This window comes from Pseudoxanthomonas sp. CF385, from assembly GCF_900104255.1.
Lineage (GTDB): Bacteria > Pseudomonadota > Gammaproteobacteria > Xanthomonadales > Xanthomonadaceae > Pseudoxanthomonas_A.
In genome coordinates this window covers 76,854-90,274 of sequence record NZ_FNKZ01000004.1, presented here as the reverse complement: position 1 = coordinate 90,274, position 13,421 = coordinate 76,854, and the positions used below count along the sequence as shown (strand labels likewise).

The 13,421-nt window shown below is 68.1% G+C and carries 10 protein-coding genes; 4 read left to right on the top strand and 6 right to left on the bottom strand.

Annotation, left to right across the window (positions count from 1 at the left end; genetic code table 11):
* Nucleotides 1-3 precede the first annotated feature (3 nt).
* The 5 genes from BLT45_RS17210 to BLT45_RS17190 all read right to left on the bottom strand — a co-directional run bounded on the left by BLT45_RS17210 (nt 4) and on the right by BLT45_RS17190 (nt 5,903).
* A complete protein-coding gene (locus BLT45_RS17210; protein ID WP_093303780.1) occupies nt 4-1,215 on the bottom strand; it encodes an ABC transporter permease in 1,212 nt (403 codons plus the stop codon).
* A 56-nt stretch (nt 1,216-1,271) separates the two neighbouring features.
* Nucleotides 1,272-2,495 (bottom strand): ABC transporter permease, encoded by a 1,224-nt coding sequence (locus tag BLT45_RS17205; protein WP_093303775.1) that lies wholly within the window; start codon nt 2,493-2,495, stop codon nt 1,272-1,274.
* A 23-nt stretch (nt 2,496-2,518) separates the two neighbouring features.
* Nucleotides 2,519-3,829, bottom strand: a complete 1,311-nt coding sequence (locus BLT45_RS17200) for an ABC transporter permease (RefSeq protein WP_093303771.1) — start codon at nt 3,827-3,829, stop codon at nt 2,519-2,521.
* Between the two features lie 11 nt (nt 3,830-3,840).
* Entirely contained in the window at nt 3,841-4,563 is a 723-nt protein-coding gene (locus BLT45_RS17195) for an ABC transporter ATP-binding protein (protein ID WP_093303766.1), read from the bottom strand.
* Between the two features lie 71 nt (nt 4,564-4,634).
* Nucleotides 4,635-5,903, bottom strand: coding sequence for an efflux RND transporter periplasmic adaptor subunit (locus BLT45_RS17190; protein ID WP_093304323.1), 1,269 nt, complete (start codon nt 5,901-5,903; stop codon nt 4,635-4,637).
* 194 nt (nt 5,904-6,097) lie between these two features.
* Here BLT45_RS17190 and glmS point away from each other — a divergent pair, with 194 nt between their 5' ends.
* The 4 genes from glmS (at nt 6,098) to BLT45_RS17170 (ending at nt 10,827) form a co-directional block, all read left to right on the top strand.
* Nucleotides 6,098-7,924, top strand: a complete 1,827-nt coding sequence (glmS, locus tag BLT45_RS17185) for a glutamine--fructose-6-phosphate transaminase (isomerizing) (protein WP_093303763.1) — start codon at nt 6,098-6,100, stop codon at nt 7,922-7,924.
* 136 nt (nt 7,925-8,060) lie between these two features.
* Nucleotides 8,061-9,071, top strand: coding sequence for a glucokinase (locus BLT45_RS17180; RefSeq protein ID WP_093304320.1), 1,011 nt, complete (start codon nt 8,061-8,063; stop codon nt 9,069-9,071).
* The gene (locus BLT45_RS17175; RefSeq protein WP_093303758.1) at nt 9,068-10,081 is read left to right on the top strand and encodes a N(4)-(beta-N-acetylglucosaminyl)-L-asparaginase; all 1,014 of its coding nucleotides are present in this window, start codon (nt 9,068-9,070) and stop codon (nt 10,079-10,081) included. Before BLT45_RS17180 ends, BLT45_RS17175 begins: the two co-directional genes overlap by 4 nt.
* The gene (locus tag BLT45_RS17170) at nt 10,078-10,827 is read left to right on the top strand and encodes a copper homeostasis protein CutC (protein ID WP_093303754.1); all 750 of its coding nucleotides are present in this window, start codon (nt 10,078-10,080) and stop codon (nt 10,825-10,827) included. The genes BLT45_RS17175 and BLT45_RS17170 overlap by 4 nt, the downstream gene beginning before the upstream one ends.
* Before the next feature lie 15 nt (nt 10,828-10,842).
* On the opposite strand, the gene BLT45_RS17165 is transcribed toward BLT45_RS17170, so the two are convergent.
* Nucleotides 10,843-13,191, bottom strand: coding sequence for a GH92 family glycosyl hydrolase (locus tag BLT45_RS17165; RefSeq protein WP_093303749.1), 2,349 nt, complete (start codon nt 13,189-13,191; stop codon nt 10,843-10,845).
* Between the last annotated feature and the right edge of the window lie 230 nt (nt 13,192-13,421).

The window sequence follows — 13,421 nt, the reverse complement described above, 5'->3', positions numbered from 1 at the left end:
GCGCTATAGCCTAACCGAAGGGCTGCGGCTGACGAGGTGCGGCGGGATGCGGCGGGCCAGGCGTGCGGGCCATGTCGCGGCGAACTGCACCGCCAGCGTCGCCCATGCGGCGGCCGCGAGCATCGCGCCCATCGACGGCGTGCTGACCAGCCCGTCCGGGGCGACGCGCGGCAGCAACCAGCCACCGCAGGTCAGGCCCGCCATCACCGCCATGCATGCCAGTCCCAGGTATTCGCAGCGCAGGCGGCGTGCGAGCTGGCGACCGGTCGCACCGGCGGCACGGCGCAGGCTGAACTCCTGCGCGTGCGCCTGCACCCAACGCTCGCCGCCGAGCATCAGCAGGCCGAGGGTGGAGAACCACCACGCGACGCACGCGCCTACAGACCAGCGTGCGCGCATGCGCGGCGCATGCAGCGAGGCCTCGCGCAGCGAAGTCATGCCGACCGGATCGGCGACCGCCATGGACGGATAGGCGGCGGCCAGCGCGGTGCGGATCCGCGACGCCACGCCATCCGCATCGCCCGTGTGCCGGACGAGGAACTGCGCATCGCCGGCGCGCACCATCCGCACCGGCAGCAGCATGGCCAAGTCTCCCGTGTCGCGCGCGCTGGCCGGCGGAGGTACGCGATCGATCACACCGACCACGTGCAGCCGAGCGCCCGGTGCCGTCCACACCGTGCGGCCGAGCGGGTCCGCATCGCCATACAGCCGTCGGGCCAGGGCCGACGAGATGATGGCCGGCCCGAGCGCGGCATGCAGATCGGTCTGGTCGCCGGCATAGTCGCGGAACTCGTCGGGAAGGAACTCCCGACCCCGCACCGTCGCCAGTCCGAGCGTCCAGGCGAACCGCTCGTCACCGAGGAATACCGACACGACGTGCCGCTCCGCGGGTCGCGCCGACATCCACACATGCATGCTCCAGGCGCTGTTTCCGTAGGGCGCCTGATTGGCGGCCGTGGCCGACTGCACGCCCGGCACGTTGCGCAGGCGGCGGACGACATCGGCGACGCCCGGATCGCTTCCCGGTGTCATCTGCAGCCAGGGCACCAGCAGCAGTCCCGCGTCATCGATGCCGTCGGGCATCGCGCGCGCGGCGTGCAGACCGGTGACCGCCTGCCAGGCCTGCAGGCACAGCACCACGCCGATCGCCAGTTGCAGCGCGATCAACCAGGTGCCCGCATGGTGGCGTCCCAGCAGCAGGAAGGGAGGAGACATGGGAACCCCGTCGGACCGCGCACGCCGGTGGGCGTGCGCGGCAGGAAGCGGAGGAATCAGGCGGTGCGGGTGGCGACCGCGGGCGGCACCGAGGCGGCCTTGCGCGCCGGACCGTACACCGCCACCTGGCCGAGCAGCCACAGCAGCACGGCACCGACCGGCAGGTAGAGCAGCGGCAGGCGCGGCAGTTCGTACTTGCCCATCAGCAGCTGGTTGATGCCGTAGGCCAGGATCATGCCGATCACGATGCCCAGCGTGGCCAGCAGGAAGTTCTCCGTCTGGAAGTAGCGCAGGATCTGGCCCTTGGTGGCGCCCAGCGCACGGCGGATGCCGATCTGCTTGGTGCGTTGCTGCACCCAGAAGCTGGCCAGGCCGACGATGCCGAGCGCAGTGACGACCAGCAGCGAGATGATCACGGTGATCAGCAGCCAGGCCATCGCGCGATCACCGCGGTAATAGTCGCTCTTGATGTCGCTGAACGTGCCATCGCGCAGCACCAGCCGGCGGGCGCTGTTCTTCTCCAGCGTCGCGAGCGCGGCCTTCAGGACTTCCGCGCGCCGTTCGGGCGTGGTCCGCAGGACGAAGGTGCCCATGGTGAGGTCCCTCGCCGGCAGGATCATCGTGAAGCCGGCTTCGGCGGGGCCGCCGTTGTCGTTGGTGCGGATCAGACGGTCGACCACGCCGACCACGCGGTGCGGGACGTTGTCGGTGTTCCATGCATAGATGTTCTTGCCGACCGCACTCTCGCCCGGGAACAGCTTGTTCGCCAGCTCGCGGCTCAGGATCACCGCCGGCATCACGTACTTGGCGTTCTGCTTGTTGATGTCGGTCCAGTTGACGTATTCCTCCGGGGTGAAGTCCCGGCCTTCGGCCAGCTTCAACCCGAGGGTTTCGATCACGGCGTCGCCCAGATAGACGTTCGCCTGCGCGCTGGGGCGTTCCTGCTCGGGTGCGAGCTGGATGGAACTGTTCCAGGACGAATTGTCGAACGGCACATGGTTGATGCTGCCGGCGGACTTGACCCCCGGCAGTGCGCGCAGGCTGGCGACATCCTGCTTCACCAGGGCGTCGGCTTCGGGGTTCTCGCCGAGGTTGCCCATGCTGATGCGCACGATCTCCTCGTTCGTCATGCCGGTGGGCCGGTCGATGCGCTCGAGCCGCTGGGTGATCAGGAACACGGCGTTGCAGATGATGGCGCACGACAGCGCCACTTCCAGCACGATCAGTGCGGCAGCCGTCTTGTGGCGGGCCAGGGTGGAGAGGATGGGGCGGATGTCCATGACGTGCCTCTTGAATGGATGGGTCACTGGCTCTTGAGCTGGATGGCGGGCGTCACCTGCATCGCGCGCCAGGCAGGCAGCATCCCGGCGAGCAGGCTGGCGACGATCGCCAGGGCAAACGTGGCCAGCAACATCTTCACGTCCATGTGGGCGAGATCGGCGTAGCCGGCGGGCTGGTGACGCACGGCCCACAGGCCCAGCCAGGCGAGGGCGAGACCGAGTACGCCACCGACCAGCCCCACGGTGCCCGCTTCGACCAGGCACTGCGCGAAGATGGCGCGACGGGTGGCGCCGAGCGCACGTCGCACGCCGATCTGCGAGGCGCGCCCCAGGAACTTCGCCAGCAGCAGGCCCACCGTGTTGAGCAGGCACACCGCGAGGAAGCCGAAGGCCAGCCACACCTGCAGGCGGACGTCGCCGGGCACCGCGCCCTGCTTGTCCAGCCACTGCATCACGTTGTGCAGGTCCACGTTGGCGGGGCGCTCGAAACGACCGGCCGCGCGCTGCTGGTCGGAGTAGTTCTTCAGGTACTGCTTGTAGGCCTCGACCTTCTCCGGCGTGCCCAGCTCGACCCAGTACTGCAGCCACGAGCACGGCGCGTTCGGTCCCTGCGAGCCTTCCTCTTCCGCGCTGGAATCGCCCCAGCAGTTCATGTTGCCCTGGGTGCCCATCTTCAGCGTGCGCGACGTCCAGAACGGGACGAACAGCTGCTCCACCTCGGTGAAGCGGTCCTGGGTCATGTCGTAGAACTTCGGCGCCGGACGCCATTCGTCCAGCACGCCGATCACGCGGAACGTCGCGCCGGAGGCCTTGATGTCGCGGCCCACGCTGTTGATGCCGCCGAACAGTTTCTCGTTCAGCGCCTTGGAGATGACGGCCACGCGCGCGCGCGATTCGTCGTCGGCGGCCGACCAGCCGTTGCCGTAGCGGAACGGCACCTCGAACATCGGGAAGAAGTCGGCGGTGGTGTAGCGCGCATCGATGCGGAACGGTTCGATCCGGCCGTCCTCCGTCTCGATCGACGAGGCGCCGCCGGTCATGAAGGCCTGGCGGTCGCCCTTCTTGTCGCGCAGCATGCGCTCGGCGTCGTGGCGGGTGAACTGGTCCTCCGGCTCGTCGCCGGGTGCGAACCCGTTCGCCGAACGCGGGTCGATGCGCGGGTAGAACAGCTTGTCGCTCTTCTGCGGGATCGGATCGCCCGACAGCACGTAGAACACGGTCAGCGTGGTCATGCTGGCGCCGATGCCGAGCGCGATGGCCAGCACCATCAGGAAGGTCAGCGCCTTGTTGCGCTTGAAGCTGCGCAGCGCGAGGGTGAAGTAGTAGCCGAACATGTCGGGTCTCCTCAGGCGGAGGCGCTGGTTTCGGCGGCGTGCGCCGCGCGGATCAGCGCGGGCTCCACCGACAGGTCGGTGGCCATGCCGTCCACGATGTGCACGTTGCGCTGCGCGCGCGCGGCGAGCTCCGGGTCGTGCGTGACCATGATGATGGTCGTGCCCTGACGGTTGATCTCCTCCAGCAGTTCCATCACGCCGCGGGCCATCTGCGAGTCCAGGTTGCCGGTGGGTTCGTCCGCCAGCAGCAGGCGCGGGCTGCCGGCCAGGGCGCGCGCGATCGCCGTGCGCTGCTGCTGGCCGCCCGACAGTTCGGCCGGATAGTGCTTCATGCGCGAGCCCAGGCCCACGCGGGCCAGCGCGTCCTCGATGCGCTGCTTGCGCTCGGACGCGGGCATGCCGCGATAGCGCAGCGGCACGTCGACGTTGTCGAACAGGTTGAGGTCGGGGATCAGGTTGAAGCCCTGGAAGATGAAGCCGATCTTCTGGTTGCGCAGGCGCGAGCGGGCGTCGTCGCCCAAGTGGCTGACGTCCTGTCCGTCGAGCAGGAACTGCCCGCCGGTGAAGGTCTCCAACAGGCCGGCGATGTTGAGGAACGTGGTCTTGCCGGAACCCGACGGACCGGTGACCGCGACGAACTCGCCCTCGCGGACATGCAGATCGAGGGAACGCAGCGCATGCGTTTCCACCTGTTCGGTGCGGTAGACCTTGGCGACTTGGCGCATCTCAAGCATGGCGGGTTCCTTCTTCGGGTTCTGGTGCGGAGTGGGAGACGTGGGGGAGGACGCGTGGGGGAGGTGGGGAATCAGTTGACCGAGACGCGCTCGGCATCGCCGAACAGGTCGCTGCCGGAGACGACGACCTTGTCGCCGGGCTGCAGGCCGCTGAGCACTTCGACGTTGCTCAGGCTGCTGACGCCCAACTGCACCGGACGGCGTACCGCGGAGCTGCCATCCATGACATAGGCGTACCGACCGCCGCCCTGCTCGACGAACGGGCCGCGCTCCACCATCAGCACGTTGCGGCGCGTATCCATCAGGATGCGGGCGGACAGGCGCTGGTTCTGGCGCAGGCCGGGCGGTTGCTTGTCGGAGAAGCGCAGGCGGGTGACGACTTCGCCGTTCACCACTTCCGGCGACACCGCGGAGATCTCGCCGGCGTACGGCTGACCGGCGCTGGTCAGGGTGGCCGGCATGCCGATCGCGAGATCGCGCGCGAAGCTCTCGGGCACCTTGATCTCGACTTCGAACACCGACAGGTCCACCACACTCAGCACCGGTGCGTTTATCGCCACGTTGGAGCGCTGCACGGCCTGCACCTGGCCGACCTGGCCGTCGAACGGCGCGCGCAGGGTCAGTGCATCGACCTGGCGCTGCACTTCGGCCACCACCGCGCGCTGGCGCTCGGCCAGCAGCTGCTTGTTGCGGGCGTCCAGGCCGGCGCCCTGGCCCTGCAGGCCCGCGTCCTTGCGCGCGTGGGACAACGCGATCTCGGCCTTGCGCAGGTTGTCCTGGGCTTCCATCACGTCGACCTGCGGCACCGCGCCGCCGTCGTAGCCGCGCTGGTAACGCTGCAGGGTGCGCTCGGCGGCCTGGCGTTCGATTTCGGCCTGGTCCAGCGCCTTCTGCGCATTGGCGCGGGTGACGCTGGCATCCAGGTTGGCGCGGCTGGCCTCGGCTTCCAGGCCGGCCAGGGTGGTCTGCTCCTGCGCCAGCTTGCTGCGCAGCTCGGGGCTGTCGATCTCGGCCAGCGGCTGGCCCTTGGCGACCTTGTCGCCGGCCACGACCTTCAGCGTGACCACGCCACCTGCGATGGCATACAAGGTGGGGCTGTTGGCGGCGATGACGCGCCCATCGGCGGCGATGTCGCGGACCAGGTCGCCGCGGGTCACTTCGGCGAACCGGAGGCGGGCGCCGTCCACCGACGTGGTGCCGGACAACCAGCCGCGGGCGGCGAAGACGATGCCGGCCAGCAGCAGGGCGCCACCGGCGGCGGGCCATACCCAACGGCGCCAGGCGGGGCGGGCCTGGGTGGAGCTGAGCACTCGGTCTTGCGCGGAGGTGTCCCGAATCATCGGCGGCATGCGTTCTTTGGAATGACCGGCTGGTAACAGCAGGATGCGTGCCAAACGCAAGCGGTTGATTCACAAGGGGGTTGTCCGGCGCAGCAGGCTGTCCGGGTGTCCGCGGACACTCGCCGGACAGGGCCTGTCCAGTGCCGGACACGTAGAATGTCCACACGACTTATCCAGAAGGAAGGCGCAGGCCTATGTGCGGAATTGTGGGCGCGATCGCCGATCGCGACGTGGTGCCGGTACTCATCGAAGGACTGAAGCGGCTGGAATACCGGGGCTACGATTCCGCGGGCATCGCGGTGGTCGACCAGCAGGATGTCCGTCGCGTGCGCCGCACGGGCCGCGTCGCCGAAATGGAAGGCGCCGCCGCCGCCGAGGGCTTCAACGCGAGCCTGGGCATCGGTCATACCCGCTGGGCCACCCACGGCGGCGTCACCGAAGCCAACGCGCATCCGCACATCAGCCACGGCGTGGCGCTGGTGCACAACGGCATCATCGAGAACCACGAAGAACAGCGCGAGCGCCTGCGCGCGCTGGGCTACGTGTTCGAGTCGCAGACCGACACCGAAGTCATCGCCCACCTGATGCACTACCACCTCAAGGGCGGCGACGACCTGTTGGCCGCGCTGCAGCGCACGGTGAAGGAACTGACCGGCGCTTACGCGCTGGCCGTGGTGAGCCGCAAGGAACCCGAGCGCATGGTCTGCGCCCGCATGGGCTGCCCGCTGCTGATCGGCCTGGGCGAAGGCGAGAACTTCATCGCCTCGGACGTGTCCGCGATCATCCAGGCCACGCGCCGCGTGATCTTCCTGGAAGAAGGCGATACCGCCGAAGTCACCCGCCAGGCCGTGCATGTGTTCGACGACAAGGACCAGCCGATCGAGCGCGACGTGCATGTGTCCGACGTGTCGCTGGCCTCGCTGGAGCTGGGCCCGTACCGCCACTTCATGCAGAAGGAGATCCACGAGCAGCCGCGTGCGATCGCCGACACCATCGAAGCGGTCATCGACGGCGGCTTCCAGCCCACGCTGTTCGGCGCCAATGCGGAAGCCGCATTGAAGGACATCGAAGGCGTGCAGATCCTTGCCTGCGGCACCAGCTACTACGCCGGCATGACCGCGCGTTACTGGCTCGAAGCCATCGCCGGCGTGCCGTGCAACGTCGAGATCGCCAGCGAATACCGCTATCGCGCCGCGTACGCCAATCCCAAGCACCTCATCGTCACCATCTCCCAGTCCGGCGAAACCCTGGACACGATGGAGGCACTGAAGTACGCCAAGTCGTTGGGCCACCAGCACACGCTGTCGATCTGCAACGTGCCCGAGAGCGCCATCCCGCGCGCTAGCGAGCTGGTCTGCTACACGCGCGCCGGCGCCGAGATCGGCGTGGCATCGACGAAGGCGTTCACCACCCAGCTGGCCGCCCTGTTCCAGTTGACCGTCGTGCTGGGCAAGTTGCGCGGCAAGGTCACGCCGGCGCAGGAAGCCGATTACCTGGAGCAGTTGCGCCACCTGCCGGGCAGCGTGCAGCACGCGCTGAACCTGGAGCCGCAGATCGCCGCGTGGGCCGAACGCTTCGCACCGAAGTCCGATGCGCTGTTCCTCGGCCGCGGCCTGCACTACCCGATCGCGCTGGAAGGCGCGCTCAAGCTGAAGGAAATCTCCTACATCCACGCCGAGGCCTATCCGGCCGGCGAGCTGAAGCATGGGCCCTTGGCGCTGGTGGATGCCGACATGCCGGTGGTGGTGATCGCGCCCAACGACGTGCTGCTGGAGAAGGTGAAGTCCAACATGCAGGAAGTGCGCGCGCGCGGCGGCGAGCTGTTCGTGTTCACCGACCAGGACAGCCATTTCAGCGAATCGGAAGGCGTGCACGTCATCCGCACCCCGCGCCATGTCGGCGTGCTCAGCCCCATCGTGCACACCATTCCCGTGCAGCTGCTGGCGTACCACACCGCGCTGGCGCGCGGCACCGACGTGGACAAGCCGCGCAATCTGGCGAAATCGGTGACGGTGGAGTGATGCCGTGACGCCCGAGCGGTCCACCTGGCGAGCAGGTGGGCCGTCGGCCGCGTCTCCGGATCCGGGCTGTACTGGATCGATTTAAATGAGATGATTCCGGTGTCGATTCAACGGCTCCTTGCTGGAAGCGTCCTCGATGGATCCCCTCCGAAGCACCCCCCAAGCCTGCCTGGTGGCTGACGTCGGCGGCACGAACGCGCGCCTGGGCTGGACCCGCGACGGCAGGGACGTGCAGCAGGTGGTCTCCTACCGTTGCGCTGATTTCGTATCGCTGGCCGACATCCTTCTTCATTACGCCGACGCAGTCGCCGTGCAGCATGCCGGCCTGCGGCTCCGCGATGCGGTGGTGGCGATCGCGGGATATCTCGACCAGGATCGTCTGGTGAACGCCAACCTGCCGTGGGACGTGTCGGTGGCACTGACTACCGAGGCGGCCGGGCTGGGATCGCTGGCCCTCATCAACGATTTCGGCGCCGTCGCGCACGCCATTCCCGGCGTGCCGCGGCATGCGCTGGTATCGCTCGCGCCGCCACGGCAGGATCAAGGCCTGCAGGTGCCGGCGCTGGTGCTGGGGCCGGGCACCGGCCTGGGTGCGGCCCTGTGCCTGGATCAGACAGGTGCCGCCGTACTGCTGAGCGAAGCCGGCCACGCGGCGCTGGCGGCGAACAACGAGAAGGAGTGTGATGTGCTGAGCATCCTCTCGAAGCGTTGGCAGCATGTGGACAGCGAGCGCGTGCTCTCGGGTCCGGGACTGATGAATCTCGCCGAAGCCCTGTGCGGCCTGGCGGGAGAGTCGCCGTGCTACGAACGGCCGGAACACGTGGTGTCGGCCGCGCGAGCGGGCGATGCGATCGCGCAGGAAACGCTGGAGATCTTCTGCGGATGGCTCGGCAGCCAGGTGGCGAATCTGGCGTTGACGCTCGGCGCGCGCGACGTCTACCTGGCGGGAGGCGTGACCACCCACATCGCGCCGTTCCTGCATGCGGGACATTTCCGCCAACGGTATGCGGGAACGTTCATCGCAGGCCGCGTGCCGCCGCCGGTCTGGCGCATCGAGCACGGCCAGCTTGGCCTGGTCGGCGCCGCGAGCTACTGGCACGCGCATCGTGGTCTCCGTAGCAAGACAGCCGTGAAGGACGACGCATGAACGACAGAAGACGATTCCTCGCGCAGGCCGCCCTGTCCGCGGGCGCGCTGGCGATTCCCCGCGGCTGGGCATCCGACCCCTCTGACCCGCGCGCTGACGCCGGTGCACGCGTCGTGTCCACCTGGGATTTCGGCGTCGGCGCCAATCAAGCCGCATGGAAACACCTGTCGACGGGTGCCAGCGCGCTGGACGCCGTCGAACAGGGTGCGCGATGGGCGGAAAGCGAACTGTGCAATCCCACGGTCGGCCGCTGCGGCAACCCCGACCGCGACGGCGTGCTCACGCTGGACGCGAGCATCATGGACGGCGATGGCCGCTGCGGTGCGGTGGCGGCGATCGAGGACATCGATCATCCGATCAGCGTGGCGCGGCTCGTGATGGAGAAGACACCGCACGTGATGCTGGTCGGCGAGGGCGCACAGCAGTTCGCGATGGCCCAGGGCTTCAGGAAGCGCCGTCTGCTGACACCCGAGGCCGAGCAGGCGTGGCGCGAATGGCGTGCGCGCGCCGAGTACCAACCGCAGATCAATGCCGAACGCAGCGTCCGGCCCGGCAACAAGGACAATCACGACACCCTGGGCATGCTCGCCATCGACCGGAATGGCCGTCTGGCAGGCGCCTGCACGACCAGCGGCATGGCGTGGAAGATGCATGGACGCGTAGGCGACAGCCCTATCGTCGGTGCGGGACTGTACGTGGACAATGAGGTGGGCGCCGCGACCGCGTCGGGCGTGGGCGAGGAGATGATCCGCAACGCGGCGAGCTTCCTGGTGGTGGAGCTGATGCGGCAGGGGCGTGCGCCCGCGGACGCGTGCCGCGAAGCCATCGAACGCGTGGTGCGCAAGCGACCGGAAGCGAGCAAGTCCCTGCAGGTATGTTTCCTGGCCTTGAACCGTCACGGTGAAGTGGGCGCCTTCGCCCTGCACGCGGGTTTCGAATATGCCGTCTGCGATGCCAAGAAGCAGGACGTTCTGCACGCCTCGGGTTCGATCTATGGCGGGGGCGCATGAGTGTTCCCGTGCCGCGCGTTCTCGAGATAGCGGCGGGGTCGCTTTCCTCCGCGCTGACCGCGCAGCAGGCCGGGGCGGACCGTGTGGAGCTGTGCGGCACGCTCGAGGCGAGCGGCACCACGCCTTCTTACGGGGCCGTGGCGCTCGCCCGTGAGCGCCTGCACATTCCCTTGTTCGTACTCGTGCGCCCGCGCGCGGGGGATTTCCTCTACAGCGTTCGGGAGGCGGAGGTGATGCTCCGCGACATCGAGTGCTGCGTCCGGTTGGGCTGCGATGGCATCGTCATCGGCGCGCTCGATGCCGATGGCGACGTCGACCTGTCGTTGTGCCGCCAGTTCGTTTCCGCCGCGGGGACGCTGCCGGTGACGTTCCACCGGGCATTCGATGCTGTACGGGATCCTGAAACGGCGCTGGAGCAGGTGATCGAAGCGGGCTTTGCGCGCGTGTTGACCTCGGGTGGGTGCAGCACCGCCGTGGAGGGTGCCGAATCCATCGCGTTACGCGTGCAGCAGGCCGCAGGGAGGATCGTGGTGATGCCGGGCGCGGGCATCACGGGAGGCAATGTCGCGGCGCTCGCGGTGACTACCGGTGCCCGCGAGTTCCATGCCTCCGCCAAGGCGCCGCGCGCATCCGCGATGCGCTTCCGCGGCACTCCGCTACAGGGGCTTTCTCCCGACTGGACGGAGACCGATCCGGAGCGCGTCCGTGCGCTGCGTGCGGCGCTGGATGCCGGCGCGTCGACGTAGCGGTGCCGCATCGCCTTAGTGCGACATCGAATACGGCAGTACCCACTGGCCGGCGCGCGACGTGTCGGGCGTCGCCTGCATCGTGAAGCGCAGTTCACCGCCGGCAAGAATCTCCGCGTGCTCCAGATACGTGCGCTCCAGCGGCTTGCCATTGAGCGTGACGCCGCCCACATAGGCATGCGCATCGTCCAGGCCGTCGGCGATGACGGTGAAACGCTGGCCATTGGGGAGATGCAGCGTGGCGCGCGGCAGGAAGGGACGGCCCAGCACGTACTGGTTGCTGCCCGGCGCGACCGGATAGAAGCCAAGGGTCGTGAATACGTACCACGCCGACATCTGGCCCAGGTCGTCGTTGCCCGCCAGGCCGTCCGGTCGCGGCGCGTACTGGGTGTCCATGATCTGCTTCAGCCGCGCCTGCGTACGCCAGGGCTGGCCCGCGTACGCGTACAGATAGGCGACATGGTGGCTGGGTTCGTTGCCGTGCGCGTACCAGCCGATCAGGCCGGTGATGTCCTCCATGTGCTCGAACACCGCCGGATCGACCTTGGCATCGAACACGGCATCGAGTCGTGCCAGCAGCTTGTCGCTACCGCCATGCGCGTCCGCCAGGCCGGCGACATCCTGCGGCACGTACCAGGAGTACTGCCACGCGTTGCCTTCCGTGTAGTCGGTGCCGTAGCCACTGGCGGCCGGATCGAACGGCTCGCGGAATGCGCCATCCCGCTTGCGCGCGCGCATGAAGCCCGTGGCGGGGTCGAAGGCGTGCTTCCAGTTGGCTGCGCGGCGGGTGAATTCCTCCGCCACCTCCTTCTTGCCCATCGCCTGCGCCATCCGTGCGATGGTCCAGTCGTCGTAGGCGTACTCGAGGGTCTTGCTAGCGGCTTCGCCTTCCTCGTCGATCGGCACGTAGCCAAGCTCGCGGTACGCCGCGATGCCGTCGTAGGGACCGTAGTTGGCGCTGGCCACCATGGCTTGAAGGGCTTCATCGGCATCGTAGCCGCGGATGCCCTTCATGTAGGCGTCCGCGATCACGGGAACGGCGTGGTAGCCGATCATGCACCACGTCTCCAGCCCGTGGAACGACCACACGGGCAGTACGCCGTATGCGCTTTCCCTGCGTGAAGCGAGCAGCGAGTTGACGAAGTCGTTGGTGCGTTGCTCCGGTTGGACCAGGGTGGTCAACGGGTGCAGCGCACGATAGGTGTCCCACAGGGAGAAGGTCGAATAGTTCGTCCATCCCTTGGCCTGGTGCACCGCATTGTCGGGGCCGCGATAGCGTCCGTCGCTGTCCATGAAGAGGGTGGGACCCAGCAGCGTGTGGTACAGCGCGGTGTAGAAACTGGTGCGCTGGGCAGGGGTGCCGCGAGCCTCGACGGCGCCTAGCGCATCGCTCCATTGCCGCCTGGCGGCAGTGCGCATGCCGTCGAAGTCCCAGCCAGGCGCTTCCGCGTCGAGGTTTGCGATGGCGCCCTCCTCGCTGACGGGCGAGATGGCCACCTTCACGAGCAACGGCCGGCCGGCGGTTGGCGCGACGTCGAAGGCGGCCACCAGCTGGCGCCCTTCGATCTGCACGCGCTGCCGGGGATCTTTTTCTCCCGGCGGCGGGAATCCCTTGTAGGGGATGTCCTGCTCGGTGTTGTGCAGTTGATGGCCGGTCAGCGGCTGGGAGAAGCGAACCGCGAAGTAGAGCTGCCGACCCGGCGCCCAGCCGCGTGTTTCGCGGAAACCCGTCACCGTGCCGTCGGGCCTCACGCGCACGCGCGACCAAGACACCTTGCCGGGGTAGTCGTACATGCTGGTGCGCAGATCCAGCACGACGTGCGCAGGCTGGCCCTTGGGAAAAGCGTAGCGATGCATGCCCACGCGCAGGCTGGCGGTGAGTTCGGCACGCACCTGGTGATCGTCCAGCGTGACCGCGTAGTAGCCGGGCTGCGCGGTCTCGGTGGCATGACGGAACCGCGAGGTGTATCCGCTGCCGGGCTTGTCGGGGTCGCCGCGCTCCAGCTTCAGCTCGCCGGTCGTGGGCATCAGCAACAGGTCGCCCAGGTCCGAGTGTCCCGTGCCGGAGAAGTGCGTATGCGAGAAGCCGGCGATGGTCGTGTCGTCGTAGCGGTATCCCGCGGCCCAGCCGTAGCCATCTTTCCGTGGTTGGATGCGGGTGTCCGGCGAGAGTTGCACCATCCCGTACGGCACGGTCGCGCCGGGGTACGTGTGGCCTTCACCTCCGGTGCCGATGAAAGGATCCACCGCCTGGTAGGCCGCGTCGCCCGGCGAGGCCGGCGCCGCGAGTGCGCCACCCGACACGGCGATGCATGCCCCCACGACGCCCATCAGCACTGCCGCCAACGCACCCGGTTGCTTCATTGCCGCACCTTTTGGATCGGTCGAATTCGGGAAAAGCTAGCACAGGCAAGGAACGCGGAGCATCGGGTACGGACGGAGCGTGCGCTCGATCATCGTGCCCTCGAGGCGCCGATCGGCTGCTGCGGAGCAACATGCAAGATGGCGGAGGGCATGGTAAATCTACGCGTGAATTGGATCGATCCAAAACCCTGCCTGCCGGCATTGCCGGATGGTGCGCAGGGACGCGGCAT

Bases quoted from the DNA above. Each gene is read 5' to 3' on its own strand.
- BLT45_RS17210 (WP_093303780.1), bottom strand. From the start codon at position 1,215: ATGTCTCCTCCCTTCCTGCTGCTGGGACGCCACCATGCGGGCACCTGG.
- BLT45_RS17205 (WP_093303775.1), bottom strand. From the start codon at position 2,495: ATGGACATCCGCCCCATCCTCTCCACCCTGGCCCGCCACAAGACGGCT.
- BLT45_RS17200 (WP_093303771.1), bottom strand. From the start codon at position 3,829: ATGTTCGGCTACTACTTCACCCTCGCGCTGCGCAGCTTCAAGCGCAAC.
- BLT45_RS17195 (WP_093303766.1), bottom strand. From the start codon at position 4,563: ATGCTTGAGATGCGCCAAGTCGCCAAGGTCTACCGCACCGAACAGGTG.
- BLT45_RS17190 (WP_093304323.1), bottom strand. From the start codon at position 5,903: ATGATTCGGGACACCTCCGCGCAAGACCGAGTGCTCAGCTCCACCCAG.
- glmS (WP_093303763.1), top strand. From the start codon at position 6,098: ATGTGCGGAATTGTGGGCGCGATCGCCGATCGCGACGTGGTGCCGGTA.
- BLT45_RS17180 (WP_093304320.1), top strand. From the start codon at position 8,061: ATGGATCCCCTCCGAAGCACCCCCCAAGCCTGCCTGGTGGCTGACGTC.
- BLT45_RS17175 (WP_093303758.1), top strand. From the start codon at position 9,068: ATGAACGACAGAAGACGATTCCTCGCGCAGGCCGCCCTGTCCGCGGGC.
- BLT45_RS17170 (WP_093303754.1), top strand. From the start codon at position 10,078: ATGAGTGTTCCCGTGCCGCGCGTTCTCGAGATAGCGGCGGGGTCGCTT.
- BLT45_RS17165 (WP_093303749.1), bottom strand. From the start codon at position 13,191: ATGAAGCAACCGGGTGCGTTGGCGGCAGTGCTGATGGGCGTCGTGGGG.